The following is a 20,526-nucleotide window of genomic DNA, read 5'->3' on the forward strand; positions in this document are numbered from 1 at the left end:
CAGACATGACAAAGCCCCGACACCGTCGGTGCCGGGGCGGGGATTGGGATCGATCAGGCGAACACTGGGTCGTCCCCGTCGCCGAGGATCTCCATTGCTCGCAGCAGGACCTGGCAGACGAACACGACGATCCAGAACAGGGTCGCGCGTGGCCCTCGTCGAGCCGCCATGGCCAAGCCCTGGAAGAACTCGGAGAGGACCACGCGGCGGAACTGCGGATCGCCACGCCACTGAGCCACACACGAGCGCCACAGCACCGCGACATCCTCGCCCAGCTGACGACATTCGACGACAATGCGGGCGACGAACGTGCGGACGCCCGACAAGTTCGAGCTTGAAATTGACATCACTATCCCTTCAGAAACGACGAAAGCCCGACCGTCGAATACGGCCGGGCTCGGTGCCTATTACTTTCACCGGCCAGGCCATGGTCGTCACCCGCTCCCGTCAGCATGCCGTGCGGTACAAGCTCGCCGTCGACGCCTACATCAAGGCCAAGGGGTACGACACCGGTGCGCGCCCGCTGCACGCCCTGGTCGCGTTCTCCGGGTCCCTCGATGACGAGGGCGTCACCTACACAGAGGCCATGATGAACGGCTTCGGCGAGGGTGAGCTGCCCAAGAAGTTCGACGGGGACGAGTACCACCTGCTGGTGGTGGCGGAGAAGTACCAGACCGGGTTCGACCAACCGCTCCTGCACACCATGTACGTGGACAAGAAGCTCGCCGGTGTCCGAGCCGTGCAGACCCTCTCTCGGTTGAACCGCATCCACCCGGGCAAGACCGACACCTTCGTCCTGGACTTCGCCAACACCGTCGAGGAGATCCAGGACGCGTTCGCCCCGTTCTATGAGTCCACCGCTGCCTTCGCCGCCGAACCGAACGACATCTACAACCTGCAGCACTCCCTGATGGCCGCCAACGTGCTCGACGAGCACGAGATGGACGTCGCGGTGGCGGCGTTGCTGTCCGGGCAGGCGTCCAAGCAGAAGTACCTATACGCCGAGCTGACCAAGGCCGTCGACCGGTTCGTCGCGCTGGATGACGACGAGCAGGAGGCTTTCCGCGGCACCCTGACCGCCTACGTGCGCGCGTACGCGTTCATGGCGCAGATCATGACCTGGACCGACCGTGAGCTCGAACGGCTGTACCTGTTCGGTAAGGCTCTGGCCACCCAGTTGCCCAGGGGTGACGACGAGCCGATCCCGCTGGTCTCCGACCAGGTCGAGCTCACCCACCTGCGCACGGCCCTGACCGCGGAGGAAGAGAACGCCGCCCTCACGGAGGGTGACGACACCCCGGGCGAGGTCCTGCCCGGGGAGGGCAAGGGCGGACAAGAGCCGGTCGTCGACAAGCTCTCCGCCTTGGTCGAGCGGCTCAACGACAAGTTCGGCATCGGCACCACCGACGCTGACAAGGTCTGGTTCGAGCAGCAACGCCTCGAGGTGATGAACGACGACGAGCTTCGCGTCGTGGCTCTGAACAACACACGCGACCACTTCGACCTGATCCTGCGTGACAAGCTCCCGCATCACGTTGCAGCCCGGCACGGGGAGAACACCAAGATGTTCGACCTCTTCTTCAACAAGCCGGGCTTCCAGCAACTTGTCGTGGAGTACCTCGGCGAGCTGTACGACGAGTTCCGCAGCGAGCCGACCGGAGAAGTCCCAGCATGACGCGCGCCAATTCCAACGAGGTGGGTCAACAGTGATCAGTAGGGACTCGCGCCTGCCCTTCACCATGCTGCTGCCCGACACCCGCACGGAACCGATCGAGATCATCGACCACCTGACGGCGCTGCGCATGTGCGTCGTCGAGAAGGACTCCGTTGCCCACCTCGACGGGTCTTGGGACGTCCCAGGTGCTTACGTCCTACTCGACCCACCAGACGCAGCCGGAGGCTACGGCGTCTACGTTGGTAAAGCGCCCGCAGGCATCCGGTCTCGACTCCTCGACCACGAGCGCAAACGAACTTGGCTTCGAGGCCTGCTCATTCGCCGGGATGTATCGACCGGCCTGTCCTCTGCCCAGGCCGGATGGCTCGAGGGGGATCTCTACCAGCTATTCCACTCGGCCGACCGCGCGACCCTTCACAACGCGGTCCAACCACGCGACGACACGGTGCCCTCCTACGAGCTGCGGATCCTCGAGACCTTCCGGGACCCCATCAACCGCGTCCTTCGACTTCTCGGATACGACACGGGAACCGCGGACGACACCCAAGTCCACGCGCCTCGGCGAACGTCAACCTTCCACGGCATCACCATGGGACAGCTCCTCGAGGCCGGACTGGTTCAACCGGGCGAGCGACTGATCTCCACCAACGGAGCCTGGCCCGCGTCGGCAGTGGTCCTGCCCAACGCGAAGATCGACTACAACGGCGGGGCCTACGACACCCCGTCTTCGGCGGCGCAGGCTGTCAAGAACGGTGCGGCGGTGAATGGCTGGGACTTCTGGGCGGTCGAACGCTCGACCGGCTCCGAACGACTCTCCTCGCTCCGGACTGCGTTGGCAGACTCCGTAACGAGGACCATCGCAACCCCGTGACGGCGTCGTCAGACTCCGAGTGTCGTCAGACTCCGAGTACAGCCAGGGTCGTCACGGGTCGCCATCGTTGCGAATGAGCCGGAAGATCCGCTCCTCGACCTGAGCCGGTGCGAGTCCATAAGGGCTGCCCCACGACTGCATGAGCCCGACGTACCGCGCGTAGTCGGCCGTCTGACCGGCTCGCAACACAACACCAGCGTTGTCTGCGAGCCACGTGAGCACTAGCGCGTCGAGTACCGGTGCCGCGTCGTCGGAGTTCTCGTCAGCGCGCGCGGTGACGAAGTACAGCCACTTGGTGAAGAAGGCCGGTCCCAGGCCGTCGATCTTGCCTGGTCTGTTGTTCAGGAATCGGTAGCCCTCGACAGGGCCACTCGCGCGGGCGATGGCGATGGACTCGTTCAGTCGGCTCTCGACGTCCGGGGACACCGGTTCGCCTGCCGGTCTCTTCATTCCGGTGAGCACTCGTGCGGTGCGGTAGGGGCCGTACCCGGACCAGCCGTGCCCCCAGATCATGGAGACGGCGAACGCACCGGCGGCGTTGCTGGGGAGCAGGTCCTCGACGAGTCGTGCCGTCGTGCTGCGGTCCAGGGCCGCGGGCAAGGTCGCCATGACCGGCGCGACCCCATCCAGGTGTGCGGTCCAGGCTTGCCAGCGTTCGCCGGGGTAGGTGAATGCGCGCTGTGGGCCTGGCTCTCCGGCGAGGAGGGTCTCGAGGTCTGACGGCGGAGGCTGCACCTGCGCATCTTGGCAGCGCCACGGCGCGCGCGCTCGTTGGCTTCGTTCGCGCTCGCGTCGTGCGCGCATGGTGCAGAGCTGCCAGTCCGCACCCAGTCCGCAAGAAGTCCGCAAGATGGTCGGCAGGGCTCGGATCCAGCCATCGGCCTCCGTCGGTCACGCACCGACGTAGTTGCAGGTCAACGTACGTTTCCGAGCGCTGCCGTCGTCAGCCGTCTGCACCCGTCTCTGGCCTTGGCAGAACCCGGCGTATCGACTGACTCATCCGCTCTCAGGGCGTTTGTCCGAACTTGTCCCCACCGGTAGCCGAGGGTCGTCGTCGACGCCTCGCGCCGGGACCATACCCGCGCCCGGTGCGGCCGTCCGGTTCAGGGTATTTGCCCTGATCAGAGGACTTTTTTCATCCCACTCATGGGACCTTGGGCCTAGGTGGATCCTGCGGCGACTTTGCATGGTTGACCCATGTTTCCCGCACCGGCGCGGGTGCTCGGATCAGAGCCGATCAGGAGGAAGCGAGTCACCCTCGGTTCCGCGACCTTCAATCGGCGGGTCATGCGTCCAAAGCCTGTGCGGAGTTCCTGCGTCAGCGTCTCGTCGTTCACCGGCGAGCCTGCCAGCTCCCGCTCGCCACACTGTGACCGGCGGTGCACGACTCCCAGCGATCCTCCCTGGGCCTGTGTATCCATCTCCACGAAAGGCTTCACCCCCATGAAGAAGTACTCCATCGCAGCGAGCGTGGCCCTGGCCGCTGCCGCACTCGTCGCCACGTCCGGCATTGCCAACGCCAGCGTGACGATCGATCCGCTCACCGGCTCCGGCTTCGTGGGCAAGGGTGACGTGCAGACGGCCCTCGGCTGGAACAACGCCACGCTCCAGAAGAACGCCGACGACCTGACGTTCACGACCACGCAGGCCACCTCGCAGGCCCTCTCCCAGGCGCTCACCCAGACCCGCACCCAGTCCGGCTCGGTGCTCGTGGTCCAGTCCGCCGCCCAGATCGGCACCCAGTCCGCCACGCAGGAGATGACCGAGGTCCTCTCCTGCACCAAGATCAACGGCAGCCAGATCCAGCAGACGCGTTCCGGTGTCCGTGAGGGCGAGCGCACCGCCGAGCGCCAGGGCACCCGCGACGGGACCCGCTTCGGCAGCCGGGACGCCGAGCGCACGGGCGAGCGCTCTGGCTCGGTAGCCGGGACCCTGGCGGGCAGCCTGGCCAGCGAGGTCGACTTCGAGGCCCGCAAGGCGAACCAGATCACAGGCTTCATCCTGACGAACTTCGTCGGTAGCCCGGCCTACACCCCAGGTGCGACCACGTGGGGCGAGCCGGTGTTCGACGAGTACGGCTCCTTCGGTGCGTGGGCGTACGGGGACCCGGTGTTCACCACCGACTACTCGTTCGGTGCGTACGGCTCGTTCGGTGCCTACTCCTTCGGCACGACCGCGTGGAAGGACTTCGAGTTCGCACCCACCGAGGACCCGGACGTCTGCGTCGAGGGCGCGAAGAACATCGTCCCCGGCTCAGTCGTGAGCGTCGTCACGCCGGGTGACATCACAGGGGGTGCCATCGTCGATGGGGCGATCATTTTTGAGGGTGGCGCGTACCCCGCCGGTGCCACGGTTCCCGGTGCGATCGAGGACGGCTCGATCTCCGAGGGTGCCATCACCAAGGGTGCGGTCACCTCAGGCCCGATCCAGGTGCTCGTCAAGGGCATGCCCCTCGCGGCTGTCTGACCTGCCTCCGGCGGCTCCCGGCTCCGGTCGGGAGGTGTCGGAGGGGGATCAGCAAGTCTTCCTGCTCCACTCACATCAAGGAGACAGACATGCACGCTCGCGGGTCCATGGCGGCGCTCGGCGCTGGTGTCTGGTCGGCGTCGGGCTGATCAGTGCTGCCAGTGCTGCCAGTGCGGCCCTCGGCGAGGAGTGCATCGTCAACGGCGACTGCTACGACGTCGGCCCCAACGGTTGAACTCGTCGGGGCCACCTCCGGGTTCGCCTCACCACGTCGCTCGCCCAGACCACCGGCCCTGGCAACGGCGACATGTACGACCCCGGCCGCTACGTCGCCGGCGACGCCCCGCTGGACGTCCACAACCTGTGGGCCGACTTCGGCGACACCTGCGACAACATGCTGATCGCCAACGGCTTCCAGACCGAGAACCAGATGGTCTGGCAGCAGACCGTCACGCCGTGTACTTGTGCCACTGGGTCGAACATCACGTTCGACGTCACGGCGGAGGCGACGAACATCCTGCCGCTGTCGGCCTCCTCGGACGGTGGCGCGAACATCTCGGTCTATGTCGGGACCACACTGATCGGCCAGGAGGATCTGACCGGCTTCGGCCCCGGCAACCCCCCTTTTCCGCCGTCCATCGGGGGCAAGACGATCGGGTTCTGGAACGAACAAAAGAACGGCACGGCTGCCGGTGCTCCACTGTGGAGCGACGTGTACTCGGCCTTCCTACTGATGTAGGTCGACCTCATCGCCCCGAGCAGAGCTGGATCGCCGCGGGTTTGCTCTGACTAGATGGTTTGCGGGGGTGCAACGACACGCGTCAGCGGTCGTTTGGCGGGCGCTCATGCGACGCGCTCGGGCACTTGTGCTGAGAGTTCTCCGCGAGATGGACCGCATGCCCCTGGACAGCGCGGAAGGGATCCTGGCGGAAGTCGCCCTCGTGAGAGCTGTCATGATCGAGCGGCACCCCGACCCTTCCTCCCAGGCGCTGAACGACATGCTCCAAGGACTTCTACGTGGGGCACCGCTTAGGTCGACGCCGAGTCCGCCAGCTGGTCGAACGACAGCCCCGTCAGCGGCGGATCAGCGGGGTGTGCGGCTCGGGGTCCTCGATCACGCGGCACAGGACGTCGAACACGTCCTCGACGGTCGTCGGCGTGATCACCTCCGACGGACTACCCGATGCGACCACCGGGCGTCCACGACTCGCTGGGCCGGGATTGGAACGCTCGACGCCTGCTCGGTACTGGCGAGGGCAGTCCGACGGTCGTCGTCGACGGCCCGGCTGGGACCACCCGGTGTCCGGGCGCCGGCTCGGGGATTCTCCTGATCAGCGGCCCTGAAACCGTCCGTGAGGTGGGACCTTGGGCCCACATGACGTCGACGGCGAGCATCCAGACTTGGACCCATAGTCCAGCACCGGCGCTGGTGCGCTGATCGGAGCTGATCAGGAGGAAGCGAGACACCTGCGGGTGCCGCACCTTCGATCGCGAAGTCTGCGCCCAGCGCCTCTGAGAGTCCTGCGTCAGCGACTCGTCCTTCATCGGCGAACCTGCTGCCAGCATCCCGGTCACCCGTAGAGGAGCCGGACCACCACGACTGGCCGAGATAACCGCACGGTCTTCCCTCGGCACCGATTTGATCCACCCAGGAGTGGACCAACTGAGAGGAACGACATGTTCCGCAAGTTCATCATTGCCGCTGGCGTCGGGCTTGCGCTCGTCGTCGGCACGTCGGGGGCCGCGTTCGCCACCGGCACCCACCAGGACGACCCGCCGCCGAACGACGGCAAGTGTTACGAGGTCGACGTCGCCGGTCACGAGGTCAAGGTCCGTGACGAGATTCCCGGCCACGAGGAGACGTTCAGCGACGTGTTCTACCGGTACACGTACATCAACCAGAACGACGACGGCGAGGACAAGGGCGACCCGCCCACGGGCACGCCGATCACCGACCCGGGCAACTGGAACCTCGACCAGAAGCCCGACCCCAAGGACGACCCGATCGGCTCCGCGTTCCAGCAGGGCGGGGGCAACGGCTCCTGGTCCTTCTGGGTCAAGGACAAGGTCAGCAACAACGACTACGTGGAGCACGAGGACGCGGAGTATGAGTGGGTCCAGGCGACCTACCGCGAGGTCCCTTGTGACGAGGAACCCGGCCTCGCGTCGGCCTCGTGGAACACGATCGCACCCACGTGTAACGACCTCAACGGGTCCGGCGTACTCGCTCGTGACCACGCCACGCTCGTCAGTGCAACGCTCAACGGTGAGGACTACCCGAGCCTGGGTGACTTCGCCGCGTCGATCCACAACGACCCGGCTCCGTCGGGCTCCGACTGGGTGCTGACGTTCAAGGCGGACGAGGGCTTCCTGTTCGACAACGGGACCAACGTGCTCGACGTGCCGTTCTCTGTGCCGACGTACCTGACCGCCGAGGGCTGCAACCCGTCGAACCTGAACGTCGCGCAGTTCAACGCCGGGCCGCTGGCTCCGACGTGTGACGTTGCGGGCTCGTTCGACGCTGACCTGACCGGGCTCACGCTGCTCGACACCGACCCCTCGGGGAAGGTGAAGGTCTACGGCTTCGGCGCTGACAGCACCACGCGGCTCGTCATCGGTCGGGGCACCCCCGGCCAGGTCGACCTGTGGCTCGTCAGCATCGACCGCGACACCGTGTTCACGGGTCTGTCGTCGGCGTGGGCCGTCACCGATGGTGGGCGCTCCGCGACCCGCACCATCACGCTGGGTGCGCAGTTGAGCGGGCCGGTCGCCTGCCCGGTCAGAACGCCTCCGGTCGTCACGCCCCCTGTGGTCGTGCCGCCGGTCGCCGCCGCGCCGGTGCCCGCAGTCGTCGTGGTCCCGGATCCGGTCCCGGCTGCGGTCGTCACCGAGGTCCTTGCGACGGACGACCCCGCTCAAGGCGAGCTGGCGTCCACCGGTAGCGACGGCGTCGCGATCACGCTGGGTGCTGCACTGCTCCTCGCCCTGTCCGGCCTGAGCCTGACAGCGATCCGTCGGCGGGCTACCCGCTGACGTCGGTCGATCTCATCGCCATCGTGTGCTCGGCCTGGATGGGTTGAGCGAGTGTGACGGCGCGCGTCAGCCGTCGTTGACGGCCAAGACCTCCGGTCGTGGAGCGGGACCTGCTGAAAGGTTCCGCACCGCGACCGGAGGCCTTCGTGCACCGGGCGGCCGGTCACGTGCCGGCGGTCGCGTCCCCTCCACACATTCCGACTGCGCCGGACGTCACTCCCGGGGCACGATGGCTCCCATGAGCACCCTCGACCAGCTGACGTCCGACCTGACCACCGCCATGAAGGCCCGCGACACCGAGCGCACGGGCGTCCTGCGCCAGATTATCGGGGCGGTGCGCTTCGAGGCGAAGGCCGGCACGGTCGAGAAGGAGCTGTCGGACGACGAGGTGCTGAAGATCCTGGCGCGTGAGGTCAAGAAGCGCCGCGACTCGGCGCAGATCTACACGGACGCGGGCGCACCGGAGCGTGCCGCGACGGAGACCGCCGAGGCGGACCTCATAGAGACGTACCTGCCGGCGCAGCTGTCGGACGACGAGCTGCAGGCGCTGGTGACGTCGGTGATCGCCGACGTCGGCGCCACCTCGGTGCGCGACATGGGTGCGGTGATGAAGGAGGCGTCCGCGCGCGCCGGTGCGTCGGCGGACGGCAAGAAGCTGTCGACGCTGGTGCGCGCCGCGCTCAGCTGACGGACGCGGGAGCGTCAGGAGTCGGACGCCGCGGCGGCGAGGGCTGCGGCCACCTGGTCGGGGGTGCTGCGCAGCAGGCAGAACTCGTTGCCCTCGGGGTCGGCCAGCACGTGCCAGGGGACGTCGCCCTGCCCGATGTCGACGCGCGTGGCTCCGAACGAGAGCAGGCGGTCGAGCTCCGCGGACTGGTCGGAGCCGTTGGCCGGACGCAGGTCGGCGTGCAGGCGGTTCTTGACGGACTTGGCGTCGGGGACCTTGATGAACAGCCACCCTGTTGCGGCGCCGTCGGTGGGTTCGATGGCGATCTCGTCGTCATCGTCCGCGGGTTCCCAGACGTAGGACCACCCGAGGACGTCGCGCCACCAGCGGGCGAGGGTGTGCGGGTCGGCGGCGTCGATCGTCAGGTGGGAGACCACAGGCGTCATGCCACGCACGCTAGAGGCGACCACCCACGCGCGCGACGGGTTACTTCGGCGACGGTCCCTGGTCCAGGCGCACGACACCCGAGTCGAGGTCGAGCCGACCGGCCGCGTCCCCGGTCTGCCTGATGTCCAGCTGCTGGCGGTCCTGCTCGGCCGTGAGGTACTCGCGGTTGGGCTGGAACACGTCCACGAGCGCACCGAACGCCCCGGCGCCACCCACGCCTCCGGTCGGGTGGCGCTTCCGTGGGCGGCTGCGGTCGAACCAGCCGTGCGCCATCAAGCGGTCCACTGCGACGAGCATCAGCGCGAGCGTGACGACCGCACCGGCGATGAGCCATCCCATGCCTGTCATGGTCCCACGGCTGCCTGGTGCGCGGCATGGGCGGCGGCGGTCCAGGGCGCGGTGTGCCGGTCGTCGGCGATGTCCACCCCGGCGACGAGCGCGGAGAGATAGGCGCGGTCGGCGGCGAGACGTCGGCCGAGATCACCCCCGACGTGCCCGTGCCCGGGGACGACGAGCTCGGCGTCGGTCGCCTCCAGGAGCGCGAGCGCTCGCAGGTAGTCCTCGACCGGGTCGTCCGCCGACAGGTCGAGCAACGGGATCTCGACGTCGGAGAGCATGTCGCCCGCCACCAGGACGCCGGAGTCGGGCAGGACGAGGGCGGTGTGAGGGCGCGCGTGCCCGGCGTGGACGAGGACCTGGACGGGAGGCCCCGGCCAGTCGAGCACGCCGGCCGAGCGCTGGGGGAACGCGATCGCGGGTGCGGCGATGGGTGCCGGGGGCCCCCCGTTCCGGGCGAGCTCGGGGTCGGCGTCGCGCTCCGCCGCGAGCGTCTCTCGATCGGTGGCAGGGACGTCGGCGGACCAGCGGGGGAGGTGCGCGAGCGCGGGACCGTCGAGCAGGTGGTCCCAGTGCGCGTGCGTCGACCAGACGGCCACGGGCGTCCACCCGCGCGCACGGATGGTCGCGGCGAGACCGTCCACCTCTCGGGCGGTCACGGCCGGGTCGACCACCAGGCACGCCCCGTCGGGACCGACGACGACGGTCGATGTCGTCGTGTACACGGCGCTCGTCGCGACGTGGACCCCCGGGGCGACCTCGACGAGCTCGCGCAGGACGTCAGCCGTGGGCCTGTGCCGCCAGCGCGGCCGCGCCGACGATGCCCGCCGCGTTGCGCAGCTGTGCCGGGATGATCTTGGTGCGGATGTCGAGCAGCGGCAGGAACTGGCCGTGGTGCTTGCTCACCCCACCGCCGACGACGAACAGGTCGGGCCAGAACAGGTTCTCCACCACCGTGAAGTAGCGCTGCAGGCGCTCCGCCCACTGCGCCCAGTCGAGGTTCTCCCGGTCGCGCACGCTCTCGGCGGCCCGCGACTCCGCGTCGTACCCGTCGATCTCCAGGTGACCGAGCTCGGTGTTCGGCACCAGGTGCCCGTCCACGATGAGTGCCGAACCGATGCCGGTGCCCAGCGTCACGACGAGCACCACGCCCCGCACGCCCTTGGCGGCGCCGTACTGCACCTCCGCGAACCCGGCGGCGTCGGCGTCGTTGACGGCGAGCACCCTGCGACCTGTCGCGTCGTGCACCGCCTTCTCGACGTCGGTGCCGATCCACGACTTGTCGACGTTCGCCGCGGACTGCGCGACACCGTGCAGGATCACGGCGGGGAACGTCACGCCGATCGGCACGTCCTTGCCCAGGTGGAACGAGTCCACGACCTTCGCGACCGTCGCCGCGACGGCGTCGGGGGTAGACGGCTGGGGTGTCGGGATGCGCAACCGGTCCGCGGCGAACTGTCCGTCGGACAGCGACACCGGGGCGCCCTTGATCCCGCTCCCGCCGATGTCGATGCCGAACGCGGTCTCGGGGGTCAGCTTGTGCTTGTTCTCGCTCATGGCAGGGTCAGGATCTCCGCTCCGGTGTCGGTGACCAGCAGGGTGTGCTCGAACTGCGCGCTGCGTCGGCCGTCGGCCGTCAGGACGGTCCAGTCGTCGTCCCACATGACCCAGTCGGGGGTGCCGAGGTTGAGCATGGGCTCGATGGTGAACACCATCCCCGGCTCGATGATCGTGTCGTAGGCGGGCGCGGCGTCGTAGTGGGGGACGACGAGCCCGGTGTGGAAGGCGGGACCGACGCCGTGCCCGGTGTAGTCCCGGACGACGCCGTACCCGAAGCGCGCGGCGTACTTCTCGATCACGCGGCCGACCACGTTGATCTCGCGCCCGGGGAGCACGGCCTTGATCGCGCGTGCGAGCGACTCCTTCGTGCGTTCGACCAGCAGCCGGGACTCTTCGTCGACATCGCCGGCGAGGAACGTCGCGTTGTTGTCGCCGTGCACGCCGCCGATGTAGGCGGTGATGTCGATGTTCACGATGTCGCCGTCCTCGATCTCCGTCGAGTCCGGGATGCCGTGGCAGATGACCTCGTTGACCGACGTGCACAGCGACTTGGGGAAGCCGCGGTAGCCGAGCGTCGACGGGTACGCGCCGTGCTCGACCAGGAAGTCGTGCCCGATCGCGTCCAGCTCGTCGGTCGTGATGCCGGGAGCGACATGGCTGCCGACGAGCTCGAGAGCCTGGGCGGCGAGCCGGGCGGCGAGCCGGACGCGGTCGATCATGTCGGCGTCGAGGACGTCGCTGCCGGTCCACCGCGCGGGACCGGTCCGGCCGACGTACTCGGGACGGGCGATCGCCGAGGGGACGGACCGGCGTGGGCTCAGGGTGCCCGGGACCAGGGCGGATCGTGGCGCGTGGACGGGCGACATACCTGGCAGTCTACGGACAGGAGGGCATCGCGGCCGGTCAGTGACGGTCGGCCACCGGAGCCCCGAAGGAAGGGAGAGCACCGTGGCAGACAAGTTCTGGTTCAACATCGAGACCCACGAGGTCGAGGAGGGCCGGCAGAGCGACTGGACCAAGCTCATGGGGCCGTACGCGACCCGCGACGAGGCGACGCACGCTCTGGAGAAGGCGCGCAAGCGCAACCAGGACTGGGAGGCGCAGGACGAGGAGCAGTCCTGAGCCCGAGCGGTACAGGGCTCAGGCGAGGACGCCAGCCGCCGTCGTCACTTGTCGAACTGGTGGTCCGCGTCCGGGAACGTGCCGCTGCGCACCTCGTCGGCGTAGGCCGACGCGGCGGCCTTGAGCGCCGCGCCGACCTCGCCGAACCGCTTGGCGAAGCGCGGGGACCAGTCGGTCATCCCGGCCATGTCCACCCAGACCAGCACCTGGCCGTCGCACTGCGTGCCGGCGCCGATGCCGATCGTGGGGATGTGCAGGATCTCGGTGACGCGTGCGGCCACGGGGGCGGGCACCATCTCGAGGACCACGGCGACCGCTCCGGCCTCCTGGATTGCTACGGCGTCCTCGCAGAGCAGCTCGGCCGCGATGTCGCCGCGACCCTGCACGCGCGGACCGCCGAGCAGGTTCTCCGACTGCGGCGTGTACCCGAGGTGCCCGACGACCGGGATGCCCGCGTCGGTGATCGCCTTGATCTGCGGGACGACCCGCTTGCCACCCTCGAACTTCACGGCGGCGACGCCGGTCTCCTTCATCATCCGCACGGCGGTCGCCAGAGCCTGCTCGGGTCCGGCCTCGTAGGAGCCGAACGGCAGGTCGGCGACGACGAACGCGCGCTTGGCGGCACCGGCGACCGCCCGTGATGGCGGGATCAGATCGTCGACCGTCACGGGCAGCGTCGTCGTGTGCCCGTGCATGGTGTTCCCGATCGAGTCGCCGACGAGCAGCATGTCGATGCCGGCCTCGTCGAAGATCCGCGCGGTGACGGCGTCGTAGGCCGTGAGCATGGTCAGGCGCTCGCCGCGCTCCTTCGCCTCGCGCAGGTGGTGCACGCGCACGCGCTTGGGTGTGGGGGCCATTCGTGGAGCTCCTGTCGGGGTGGTCACGGCTCGCGCCACTGAGTGGTGATGGGCAGCCGGCGGTCGCGGCCGAAAGCCAGGGCGGTCACCTTGGTGCCGGGCGGGTACTGGCGTCGCTTCCACTCTGCCCGGTCGACCAGGGCCAGCACCTTGTCGACGACGGCCGGGTCGAAGCCTTGGGCCAGCAGCTCCGCCCGCCCTTCGGCGTTCTCGACGTAGGCGTCGAGGACCTCGTCGAGGATCTCGTACGGGGGGAGCGAGTCCTGGTCGACCTGGCCAGGGCGCAGCTCCGCCGACGGCGGCTTGGTGATCGAGGACTCCGGGATCGGGGGCAGCTCGTCGGGACCGAACACGCCGTCCAGGGCGGCGTTGTTGCGCCAGCGGGCCAGCGCCCACACCCGGGACTTGTCGATGTCCTTGATCGGCGCGAACCCGCCGACGGCGTCGCCGTAGATCGTCGAGTACCCGACCGCGAGCTCCGTCTTGTTGCCCGGTGCGAGCACGAGGTGGCCCTCCGAGTTGGACAGCGCCATGAGGATCACACCGCGCACCCGGGCCTGCAGGTTCTCCGCCGCGAGACCGTCCAGCGCCAGCTCGCCCTCGAACGCGTCGACCATCGGGGCGATCGGCTGCACCCGGTAGTCCGCGCCGATCCGCTTGGCCAGGTCGGCCGCGTCGTCCTTGCTGTGGTCCGAGGAGTACACCGACGGCATGGACACGCCGACGACGTTCTCGCCCCCGATCGCGTCCGCGGCGATCGCGGCGACCAGCGCCGAGTCGATGCCGCCGGACATCCCGAACACCACCGACCGGAAGCCGTTCTTGGTCACGTAGCCGTGCAGGCCGGTCACCAGGGCGCGGTAGACCTCCTCGTCGGGTGCCAGCGGGGGCGCGACGTGGCCAGTCGCGGGGGCGTCGTCGTCACCGAGCAGGTCCCACACCAGCAGGTGCTCGACGAACTGCGGGGCCCGCGTGAGCACCGTGCCGTCGGTGGCGATGACGAACGACCCGCCGTCGAACACGAGGTCGTCCTGCGCGCCCACCAGGTTCACGTACGCGACGGGTGCCTCCACCTCGTGCGCACGGCGCGCGGCGAGCTCGACGCGCTGGTGTCCCTTGCCCTCCTCGTACGGGGACGCGTTGAGGACGACCAGCAGGGAGACCTCGTTCTCGTCCATCTGGGAGACGGGTCCGCCGTCCTGCCAGATGTCCTCGCAGATCACGACGCCCACCCGCCGGCCCGCGACGTCGATCACGCACACGTCGTCGCCGGCCGCGAAGATCCGGTACTCGTCGAAGACCCCGTAGTTGGGCAGGTGGTGCTTGTCGTACCGCACCTGCACCTGGCCGTGCTGGAGCAGCACCGCCTGGTTGGTGGGTCGTCTCGGACCCTCGGGCGCACCGGGCTCGTGCACCGGGGTCACCGACTTCTCCCCGACAGTCCCGACGAGGACCGCCAGGTTTCCGAGGCCCTCGGCGCCCAGCGCCGCTGCCGTGCGCTGCAGCGCGGCCTCGGCCCCGCGGCGGAACGACGCGCGCAGCGCGAGGTCCTCGATGGGGTAGCCGGTCAGGGTCATCTCGGGGAAGACGACCAGGTCGGCGCCCGCCTGGGCGGCTGTCCGGGCCCAGTCGAGGACGGCCTGGGCGTTCGCGTCGACGTCGCCCACGCGCGTGTCGATCTGCGCGAGGGCGATGCGGGGGGAAGGCATGTGGCCGAGCCTAACCATCTCGTGCGACCCGCCCCGGACACTGGCCTCGTGCCGGACCGTTCATCAGGCAGGATGTACCGCATGGACAGGCAGCAGGAGTTCGTGCTCCGCACGGTCGAGGAGCGGGACATCCGCTTCATCCGTCTCTGGTTCACCGACGTGCTCGGGATCCTGAAGTCGGTGGCGGTGGCACCCGCGGAGCTCGAGGCTGCCTTCTCCGAGGGCATCGGTTTCGACGGCAGCGCCATCGAGGGACTGACCCGGGTGTACGAGGCGGACATGATCGCCAAGCCCGACCCGTCGACGTTCCAGATCCTGCCCTGGCGCGGCGAGCGGCACGGGACCGCCCGCATGTTCTGCGACCTGCTGACGCCGGACGGGGAGCCGTCGCTGGCGGACTCGCGAACCGTGCTCAAGCGCGCCCTGTCCAAGGCCGCGGACCAGGGGTTCACCTTCTACACGCACCCCGAGGTCGAGTTCTACCTGTTCGACGCCCCCGCCGACCCGACCCTCCCGCTGGTGCCCGTCGACCAGGGTGGCTACTTCGACCACGTGCCGCGCGGCACCGCGCACGACTTCCGACGCGCCGCGATCACGATGCTCGAGTCGATGGGCATCTCGGTGGAGTTCTCCCACCACGAGGCCGGACCGGGCCAGAACGAGATCGACCTGCGCTACGCCGACGCCCTGACCACCGCGGACAACATCATGACGTTCCGCACCGTGGTCAAGGAGGTGGCCCTCGAGCAGGGTGTCTTCGCCAGCTTCATGCCCAAGCCCCTGGCGGACCAGCCCGGCTCCGGCATGCACACGCACTTGTCCCTGTTCCAGGGCGACCGCAACGCGTTCCACGAGGCCGGCGGCCACCTGGAGCTGTCGAAGACGGCGCGGTCCTTCATCGCGGGCCTGCTCAAGCACGCGGCGGAGATCACCGCGGTGACCAACCAGTTCGTGAACTCCTACAAGCGGCTCTGGGGTGGCGCCGAGGCGCCGAGCTATATCTGCTGGGGCCACAACAACCGGTCAGCCCTCGTGCGGGTCCCGATGTACAAGCCGGGCAAGGGCAACTCGAGCCGCATCGAGTACCGCGCGGTCGACTCGGCCACCAACCCCTATCTCGCGTTCGCTCTCCTGCTCACGGCCGGTCTCAAGGGTGTCGAGGACGGCTTGGAGCTGCCGGAGGGCGCCGAGGACGACGTCTGGGAGCTCACCGACGCGGAGCGCCGCGCGCTGGGGATCGAGCCGCTGCCGACATCGCTGGACGCCGCGATCACGATCATGGAGCGCTCGGAGCTCGTCGCGGAGACGCTGGGCGAGCACGTGTTCGACTACTTCCTGCGCAACAAGCGCCAGGAGTGGGAGGCCTACCGCTCGCAGGTGACGCCGTACGAGCTGCGGCGGTTCCTCCCGGTGCTGTGAGCGTGAGCTCGACGGCCGGCCGCGGTTCGTCGCTGGCCGGCCGCCTCACCCGGGTCGGGGTGACCGACGCCGGCCGCGCGGAGCGGCTGCTGGCAGACGCCGCCCTCCTGCAGGTCGTCGAGTCGCCGTCGGACCTGCTCATCCCGCCGCTGGCGGACGTGGCGGACCCGGACCAGGCGCTGCTGACGTTGGCCAAGCTCGCCGGGTCGGTGGTCGGGGACCCTGAGCTGACGGGAGTGCTGCGGGGAATCCTCGAGGAGGACGGCTCGCCGCGCGCGCGGCTGCTCGCCGTGATCGGCGCGTCCGTGGCACTGGGGGACACGCTCGTCGCGCACCCGGAGTCGTTGCGGGTGCTCCTCGAGGAGGCGCCCGGGACGGGCGTCCCCGTGGCGGAGGTCCGGGCCGAGCTGTTGCTCGCGGTCGGTGCCGACGCCGACGCGGACGTCCCGGTGGCGACGCTCGCCGGTGCCGCGGGGACGGACGCGATGCGGCTGGCGTACCGGACACGGCTGCTGCGCATCGCGGCGACCGACCTCACCAGCACCGACCCGCTGAGCCGTCTCCCCGGGGTCGCGTCGGCGCTGGCAGACCTGGCGGGTGCCGCGCTGGAGGCGGCCCTGGCTCTGGCTCGGGCCGATCTCGACGACCACGGCCGCGGTGTCCGGCTCGCGGTCATCGGTATGGGCAAGGGCGGCGGCCGCGAGCTGAACTACGTGAGCGACGTCGACGTCATCTACGTCGCGGAGCCGGCTGACGGGGTCGACGAGGCCGAGGCCCTCGCCGCGGGGTCGCGGCTCGCGGCGGGTCTGGCGCGCGCCTGCTCGACGCCGTCGGGCGAGCCGGCGCTGTGGCCGGTCGACGCCGCGCTGCGACCCGAGGGCAAGGACGGGCCTCTCGTCCGCACGATCGCGAGCCACAGGGCGTACTACGAGCGCTGGGCCAAGACGTGGGAGTTCCAGGCGCTGCTCAAGGCGCGGCCGCTGGCGGGCGATGCCGCGCTCGGGCGTGAGTACGTCGAGATGACGCAGCCGTTCGTGTGGAGCGCGGTGACCCGCGAGCACTTCGTGGAGGACTCGCAGGCCATGCGCCGACGGGTGGAGGGGCACGTGCCCGCCGCGGAGGCCGACCGGCAGCTCAAGCTCGGCGTCGGCGGCCTGCGGGACGTCGAGTTCACCGTGCAGCTGCTGCAGCTGGTGCACGGGCGCGCCGACGAGTCGATCCGCAGCCCGAGCACGCTGACAGCGCTCGCCGCGCTGGCCGCCGGCGGGTACGTCGGCCGCAACCACGCGGCCCAGCTGGCTGTCTGCTACCGCCTGCTGCGCGTGCTCGAGCACCGGATCCAGCTGTACCGGCTGCGCCGCACGCACCTCATGCCGACGTCCGAGCCGGACCTGCGTCGGCTCGCACGCTCGATCGGCATGCGGGCCGAGGGTGCCGACGGACTGACCGAGCGCTGGCGTGCCACGCGTCGCGAGGTCCGGGGCCTGCACGAGGAGCTGTTCTACCGGCCGCTCCTGCCCGCGACCGCCCAGCTGTCGACGGCGGAGGCCAGCCTCGCCCCGGCGGCCGCCAAGGCCCGGCTCGCGGCCATCGGTTACACCGACCCGGCGGGCGCCATGCGCCACATCGCGGCGCTGACCGAGGGGGTGTCGCGCCGGGCGTCGATCCAGCGCCAGCTGCTCCCGGTGATGCTGGGGTGGTTCGCGGACGGAGCGGATCCGGACGGAGGCCTGCTGGCGTTCCGCCGCCTGTCCGACGAGCTGGGCACCACGCACTGGTACCTCAAGCTGCTCCGGGACTCGGGTACGGCGGCACGTCGGCTCGCGCAGGTGCTGTCGACGTCCCGCTACGTCGCCGATGCGCTGACCAGGTCGCCGGAGTCCGTCACCTGGCTGGCCGACGACGCGGACCTGGTGCCGCGCACGTTCGAGCGGCTGACCGCCGAGGCCGACGCGATCCTCACCCGCTCCGACGAGCCCGTGCCGGCAGTCACCGCCCTGCGCGGGCTGCGGCGCAGGGAGCTGGCGCGCACCGCCGCGGCGGACGTGCTCGGTGTCGTGACCGGGGAGCGGGCGTCGCGGAGCCTGAGCGTCGCGGCGGACGTCGTCCTGGTCGGCGCCCTGCGCGTGGCGGAGTGGGAGGCGCGCGCGGACAAGGGCCTCGAGGTGAGCCCGACCCGGCTGCTCGTCGTCGCGATGGGTCGGTGGGGCGGCGCCGAGATGGGCTACTCCTCCGACGCCGACGTGCTGTTCGTGCACGACCCCGTCGAGGGGGCGGACCCGCGGTCGGCGCAGGAGTTCGCACTCCTGGTGACGACGAAGCTGCGCACGCTGCTCGGGTCCGTCGGGCCGGAGCCGACCCTCGAGGTCGACGCCGACCTGCGTCCGGAAGGCCGCAACGGACCGCTCGTCCGGTCGTTCGACTCCTACGTCGAGTACTACGAGCGCTGGTCCTCGCCATGGGAGAGCCAGGCGCTGCTGCGGGCGCGCCCGGTGGCCGGTGACGACGAGCTCGGCGAACGGTTCCTGCGGCTGATCGACCCGTTGCGATACCCGGTCGGTGGGGTCGATCCGGCGGTGGAGCGCGAGGTGCGGCGGATCAAGGCGCGGGTCGAGTCCGAGCGACTACCGCGGGGTGTGGAGCCGGCCCGGCACCTCAAGCTCGGGCGCGGGGGGATCGCGGACGTCGAGTGGACGGCCCAGCTCCTCCAGCTCCAGCACGCCCACGACGTGCCCGCGCTGCGGACCACCGCGACGCTCGAAGCACTCGAGGCCGCCGCCGCTGCCGGGCTCCTCGACGCGGACGACGCGCGGGTGCTGAACGAGGCCTGGCTCCTGGCCAGCCGGCTACGGGACGCCAACGTGCTGTGGAGCGGTCGCGGGGGAGCGCACGCGGACGTCCTGCCGCACGACAGGCAGGCGCTCGCCGGGCTGGCCCGGGTGGTCGGGTACCCCGCGGGGTCCGGCGGCGAGCTGGAGCAGGACTACCTGCGGACCGCCCGCCGGGCGCGCGCCGTGGTCGAACGCGTCTTCTACGGCTGATCGGCCGGGCGGTCCGACGTGTCGTCCGACGTGCGGTCCTGCTCGTCCTCGGGCACGTCGACCCAGCCGTGCTCCTGGCGCGCCTGCTCGTCCTCCTTGAGCAGCTCGTCGTCGACCAGGTCGTGCCGGCGGACGTACGTGGAGGAGACCGCCTGGATCGTCGCGGCGACCGGCAGCGCGAGGAAAGCACCGATCGGGCCGAACACCGCGCCGAACGCGATCACCGCCAGGAACGCGATCGCGGGGTTGATCTCGAGCGACCGCGACGAGACCTTGGGGGAGAAGATCAGGTTCTCGACCTGCTGGTACCCGACGATGAACGCCAGGGTGAGCAGGCCTTTGACGGGGTCGACGGCGAGCGCCACCGCGATGGGCAGCGCGCCGCCGATGTACGTGCCGATGGTCGGGACGAACTGCGAGACCACACCGGTGAACGCGGCGAGCGGCAGCGCGTACGGGATACCGAGGATCGTCAGGAAGATGAACGTGAAGGCCGTCGACAAGGCCGCGAGGACGATGCGCGAGTTGATGAAGTCGGCGACCTTCTCCTGCGAGACCTCCCACAGGCGCAGCACCTCGCGCTGCCGGGCGGGTGCGAGCAACCGGCAGATCGCCGCCCGGAGCCTCGGGCCTGCGCTCGCCATGTAGTACACGACGAGCAGCACGGCGCTGGCGGTGAACAGCCCCCCGAGGATCGACGATCCGAGGCCGATGAGGCCCGGGGCCAGCTGCTGCCAGTTCTCGCTCAGCCCCGCGAGCAGGTCGTCGGCCGCCGGCATCTCGACCGGGAACCGCTGCGTGACCCAGTCGACGAACTGCTCGTAGTACTCCGGCAGCGACTGGACGAGCTCGATGACCTGCGTGACGAACAGTCCGCCGAACAGCGCGATCACCGCGAGGATCCCCACCAGCGAGGCGACCATCACCAGGCCCGTGGCACGGGTGCGTCGCAGACCGCGGGCGACCAGCCAGCGGATCAGCGGCTCCATCGCCAGCGCGAGGAACCACGAGATCACCACGATGAAGATGACGTTCCCGAGCAGGGACAGCGCCCGCCACGTCGCCAGCCCGAGGAACACCGCGAACCCGGTCATCAGCAGCGCACGAGGGAGCCACAGCGGCGGTTTGCGGGGGTCGCGTGTGCCGACGCGGACCGCGCGGGTCGCAGGGCTGTTCGGCATGTATGTCCCCCGTGCGGGCAGGCGAGCGGGCTCGCGGGCGGCGATCGTCTCGGGTGGCACGGTACCCGTCCGTGTGCCCGCGGCGCCGGTCCCGCGCCCGAGCCGTCGATCGGCGCGGGCCTGCCTCTCGCGCGCTGAGCAG

At 69.8% G+C, this 20,526-nt stretch carries 20 protein-coding genes; 9 read left to right on the forward strand and 11 right to left on the reverse strand.

Annotation, left to right across the window (positions count from 1 at the left end):
- Nucleotides 1–53: 53 nt before the first annotated feature.
- Nucleotides 54–347, reverse strand: a complete 294-nt coding sequence (locus ASG23_RS15430) for a hypothetical protein (RefSeq protein ID WP_157465705.1) — start codon at nt 345–347, stop codon at nt 54–56.
- 53 nt (nt 348–400) lie between these two features.
- On the opposite strand from ASG23_RS15430, the gene ASG23_RS15435 reads away from it, so the two are divergent.
- Together ASG23_RS15435 and ASG23_RS15440 are read left to right on the forward strand one after the other, a co-directional pair.
- Nucleotides 401–1,675: a type I restriction endonuclease subunit R gene (locus ASG23_RS15435; RefSeq protein WP_162242701.1), complete on the forward strand. Its 1,275-nt coding sequence runs from the start codon at nt 401–403 to the stop codon at nt 1,673–1,675.
- Between the two features lie 64 nt (nt 1,676–1,739).
- Nucleotides 1,740–2,546: a hypothetical protein gene (locus ASG23_RS15440; RefSeq protein ID WP_157465707.1), complete on the forward strand. Its 807-nt coding sequence runs from the start codon at nt 1,740–1,742 to the stop codon at nt 2,544–2,546.
- 51 nt (nt 2,547–2,597) lie between these two features.
- Here the strand turns inward: ASG23_RS15440 and ASG23_RS15445 are convergent, their stop codons facing one another.
- Nucleotides 2,598–3,350, reverse strand: a complete 753-nt coding sequence (locus tag ASG23_RS15445; protein ID WP_327019476.1) for an 8-oxoguanine DNA glycosylase OGG fold protein — start codon at nt 3,348–3,350, stop codon at nt 2,598–2,600.
- Nucleotides 3,351–3,706: 356 nt separating this feature from the next.
- A complete protein-coding gene (locus ASG23_RS20010; RefSeq protein WP_157465708.1) occupies nt 3,707–4,006 on the reverse strand; it encodes a hypothetical protein in 300 nt (99 codons plus the stop codon).
- Between ASG23_RS20010 and ASG23_RS15450 the strand changes: the two genes are divergently transcribed.
- The 4 genes from ASG23_RS15450 to ASG23_RS15465 all read left to right on the forward strand — a co-directional run bounded on the left by ASG23_RS15450 (nt 3,990) and on the right by ASG23_RS15465 (nt 8,733).
- The gene (locus ASG23_RS15450) at nt 3,990–5,012 is read left to right on the forward strand and encodes a hypothetical protein (protein ID WP_056026793.1); all 1,023 of its coding nucleotides are present in this window, start codon (nt 3,990–3,992) and stop codon (nt 5,010–5,012) included. The genes ASG23_RS20010 and ASG23_RS15450 overlap by 17 nt on opposite strands.
- 307 nt (nt 5,013–5,319) lie before the next feature.
- Nucleotides 5,320–5,751, forward strand: coding sequence for a hypothetical protein (locus ASG23_RS15455; RefSeq protein ID WP_056026796.1), 432 nt, complete (start codon nt 5,320–5,322; stop codon nt 5,749–5,751).
- A 938-nt stretch (nt 5,752–6,689) separates the two neighbouring features.
- Nucleotides 6,690–8,045, forward strand: coding sequence for a hypothetical protein (locus ASG23_RS15460; protein WP_056026800.1), 1,356 nt, complete (start codon nt 6,690–6,692; stop codon nt 8,043–8,045).
- A 238-nt stretch (nt 8,046–8,283) separates the two neighbouring features.
- Complete coding sequence (locus tag ASG23_RS15465; RefSeq protein ID WP_056026803.1) at nt 8,284–8,733, forward strand: GatB/YqeY domain-containing protein; 450 nt, start codon at nt 8,284–8,286, stop codon at nt 8,731–8,733.
- Between the two features lie 14 nt (nt 8,734–8,747).
- Here the strand turns inward: ASG23_RS15465 and ASG23_RS15470 are convergent, their stop codons facing one another.
- Genes ASG23_RS15470 through map form a run of 5 tightly spaced genes read right to left on the reverse strand, consistent with a single transcriptional unit; the run spans nt 8,748 to nt 11,921 of the window.
- Nucleotides 8,748–9,158 carry a VOC family protein gene (locus ASG23_RS15470; protein ID WP_056026806.1) on the reverse strand — a complete coding sequence of 137 codons (411 nt, stop codon included), beginning with the start codon at nt 9,156–9,158 and terminating at the stop codon, nt 8,748–8,750.
- A 40-nt stretch (nt 9,159–9,198) separates the two neighbouring features.
- On the reverse strand, nt 9,199–9,498 hold the full coding sequence (locus tag ASG23_RS15475; RefSeq protein WP_056026809.1) for a DUF6191 domain-containing protein: 300 nt from the start codon (nt 9,496–9,498) through the stop codon (nt 9,199–9,201).
- 5 nt (nt 9,499–9,503) lie between these two features.
- On the reverse strand, nt 9,504–10,220 hold the full coding sequence (locus ASG23_RS15480) for an MBL fold metallo-hydrolase (RefSeq protein WP_056026812.1): 717 nt from the start codon (nt 10,218–10,220) through the stop codon (nt 9,504–9,506).
- A 55-nt stretch (nt 10,221–10,275) separates the two neighbouring features.
- Nucleotides 10,276–11,052, reverse strand: coding sequence for a polyphosphate--glucose phosphotransferase (ppgK, locus tag ASG23_RS15485; protein WP_056026815.1), 777 nt, complete (start codon nt 11,050–11,052; stop codon nt 10,276–10,278).
- A complete protein-coding gene (gene map, locus ASG23_RS15490) occupies nt 11,049–11,921 on the reverse strand; it encodes a type I methionyl aminopeptidase (RefSeq protein WP_200941625.1) in 873 nt (290 codons plus the stop codon). The genes ppgK and map overlap by 4 nt, the downstream gene beginning before the upstream one ends.
- Before the next feature lie 82 nt (nt 11,922–12,003).
- Here map and ASG23_RS20015 point away from each other — a divergent pair, with 82 nt between their 5' ends.
- The gene (locus ASG23_RS20015) at nt 12,004–12,177 is read left to right on the forward strand and encodes an SPOR domain-containing protein (protein ID WP_157465709.1); all 174 of its coding nucleotides are present in this window, start codon (nt 12,004–12,006) and stop codon (nt 12,175–12,177) included.
- A gap of 44 nt (nt 12,178–12,221) precedes the next feature.
- Here the strand turns inward: ASG23_RS20015 and panB are convergent, their stop codons facing one another.
- Nucleotides 12,222–13,034: a 3-methyl-2-oxobutanoate hydroxymethyltransferase gene (panB, locus tag ASG23_RS15495; RefSeq protein WP_056026818.1), complete on the reverse strand. Its 813-nt coding sequence runs from the start codon at nt 13,032–13,034 to the stop codon at nt 12,222–12,224.
- Between the two features lie 23 nt (nt 13,035–13,057).
- Nucleotides 13,058–14,743, reverse strand: a complete 1,686-nt coding sequence (locus ASG23_RS15500) for an NAD+ synthase (RefSeq protein WP_056026821.1) — start codon at nt 14,741–14,743, stop codon at nt 13,058–13,060.
- An 81-nt stretch (nt 14,744–14,824) separates the two neighbouring features.
- Here ASG23_RS15500 and glnA point away from each other — a divergent pair, with 81 nt between their 5' ends.
- Both glnA and ASG23_RS15510 read left to right on the forward strand, forming a co-directional pair.
- Nucleotides 14,825–16,162 carry a type I glutamate--ammonia ligase gene (gene glnA / locus ASG23_RS15505; RefSeq protein ID WP_056026824.1) on the forward strand — a complete coding sequence of 446 codons (1,338 nt, stop codon included), beginning with the start codon at nt 14,825–14,827 and terminating at the stop codon, nt 16,160–16,162.
- A gap of 2 nt (nt 16,163–16,164) precedes the next feature.
- Nucleotides 16,165–19,203 carry a bifunctional [glutamine synthetase] adenylyltransferase/[glutamine synthetase]-adenylyl-L-tyrosine phosphorylase gene (locus ASG23_RS15510; protein WP_082516273.1) on the forward strand — a complete coding sequence of 1,013 codons (3,039 nt, stop codon included), beginning with the start codon at nt 16,165–16,167 and terminating at the stop codon, nt 19,201–19,203.
- On the opposite strand, the gene ASG23_RS15515 is transcribed toward ASG23_RS15510, so the two are convergent.
- Nucleotides 19,194–20,444 (reverse strand): AI-2E family transporter, encoded by a 1,251-nt coding sequence (locus tag ASG23_RS15515; RefSeq protein WP_235521149.1) that lies wholly within the window; start codon nt 20,442–20,444, stop codon nt 19,194–19,196. The genes ASG23_RS15510 and ASG23_RS15515 overlap by 10 nt on opposite strands.
- Between the last annotated feature and the right edge of the window lie 82 nt (nt 20,445–20,526).

It is taken from the genome of Cellulomonas sp. Leaf395 (assembly GCF_001424125.1).
Lineage (GTDB): Bacteria > Actinomycetota > Actinomycetes > Actinomycetales > Cellulomonadaceae > Cellulomonas.

Excerpts from the sequence above, each read along its gene's own strand:
- ASG23_RS15430 (WP_157465705.1), bottom strand. The coding sequence starts at position 347 with ATGTCAATTTCAAGCTCGAACTTGTCGGGCGTCCGCACGTTCGTCGCC.
- ASG23_RS15440 (WP_157465707.1), top strand. The coding sequence starts at position 1,740 with ATGCTGCTGCCCGACACCCGCACGGAACCGATCGAGATCATCGACCAC.
- ASG23_RS15445 (WP_327019476.1), bottom strand. The coding sequence starts at position 3,350 with ATGCGCGCACGACGCGAGCGCGAACGAAGCCAACGAGCGCGCGCGCCG.
- ASG23_RS15450 (WP_056026793.1), top strand. The coding sequence starts at position 3,990 with ATGAAGAAGTACTCCATCGCAGCGAGCGTGGCCCTGGCCGCTGCCGCA.
- ASG23_RS20010 (WP_157465708.1), bottom strand. The coding sequence starts at position 4,006 with ATGGAGTACTTCTTCATGGGGGTGAAGCCTTTCGTGGAGATGGATACA.
- ASG23_RS15455 (WP_056026796.1), top strand. The coding sequence starts at position 5,320 with ATGTACGACCCCGGCCGCTACGTCGCCGGCGACGCCCCGCTGGACGTC.
- ASG23_RS15460 (WP_056026800.1), top strand. The coding sequence starts at position 6,690 with ATGTTCCGCAAGTTCATCATTGCCGCTGGCGTCGGGCTTGCGCTCGTC.
- ASG23_RS15465 (WP_056026803.1), top strand. The coding sequence starts at position 8,284 with ATGAGCACCCTCGACCAGCTGACGTCCGACCTGACCACCGCCATGAAG.
- ASG23_RS15470 (WP_056026806.1), bottom strand. The coding sequence starts at position 9,158 with ATGACGCCTGTGGTCTCCCACCTGACGATCGACGCCGCCGACCCGCAC.
- ASG23_RS15475 (WP_056026809.1), bottom strand. The coding sequence starts at position 9,498 with ATGGGATGGCTCATCGCCGGTGCGGTCGTCACGCTCGCGCTGATGCTC.
- ppgK (WP_056026815.1), bottom strand. The coding sequence starts at position 11,052 with ATGAGCGAGAACAAGCACAAGCTGACCCCCGAGACCGCGTTCGGCATC.
- map (WP_200941625.1), bottom strand. The coding sequence starts at position 11,921 with ATGTCGCCCGTCCACGCGCCACGATCCGCCCTGGTCCCGGGCACCCTG.
- panB (WP_056026818.1), bottom strand. The coding sequence starts at position 13,034 with ATGGCCCCCACACCCAAGCGCGTGCGCGTGCACCACCTGCGCGAGGCG.
- ASG23_RS15500 (WP_056026821.1), bottom strand. The coding sequence starts at position 14,743 with ATGCCTTCCCCCCGCATCGCCCTCGCGCAGATCGACACGCGCGTGGGC.
- glnA (WP_056026824.1), top strand. The coding sequence starts at position 14,825 with ATGGACAGGCAGCAGGAGTTCGTGCTCCGCACGGTCGAGGAGCGGGAC.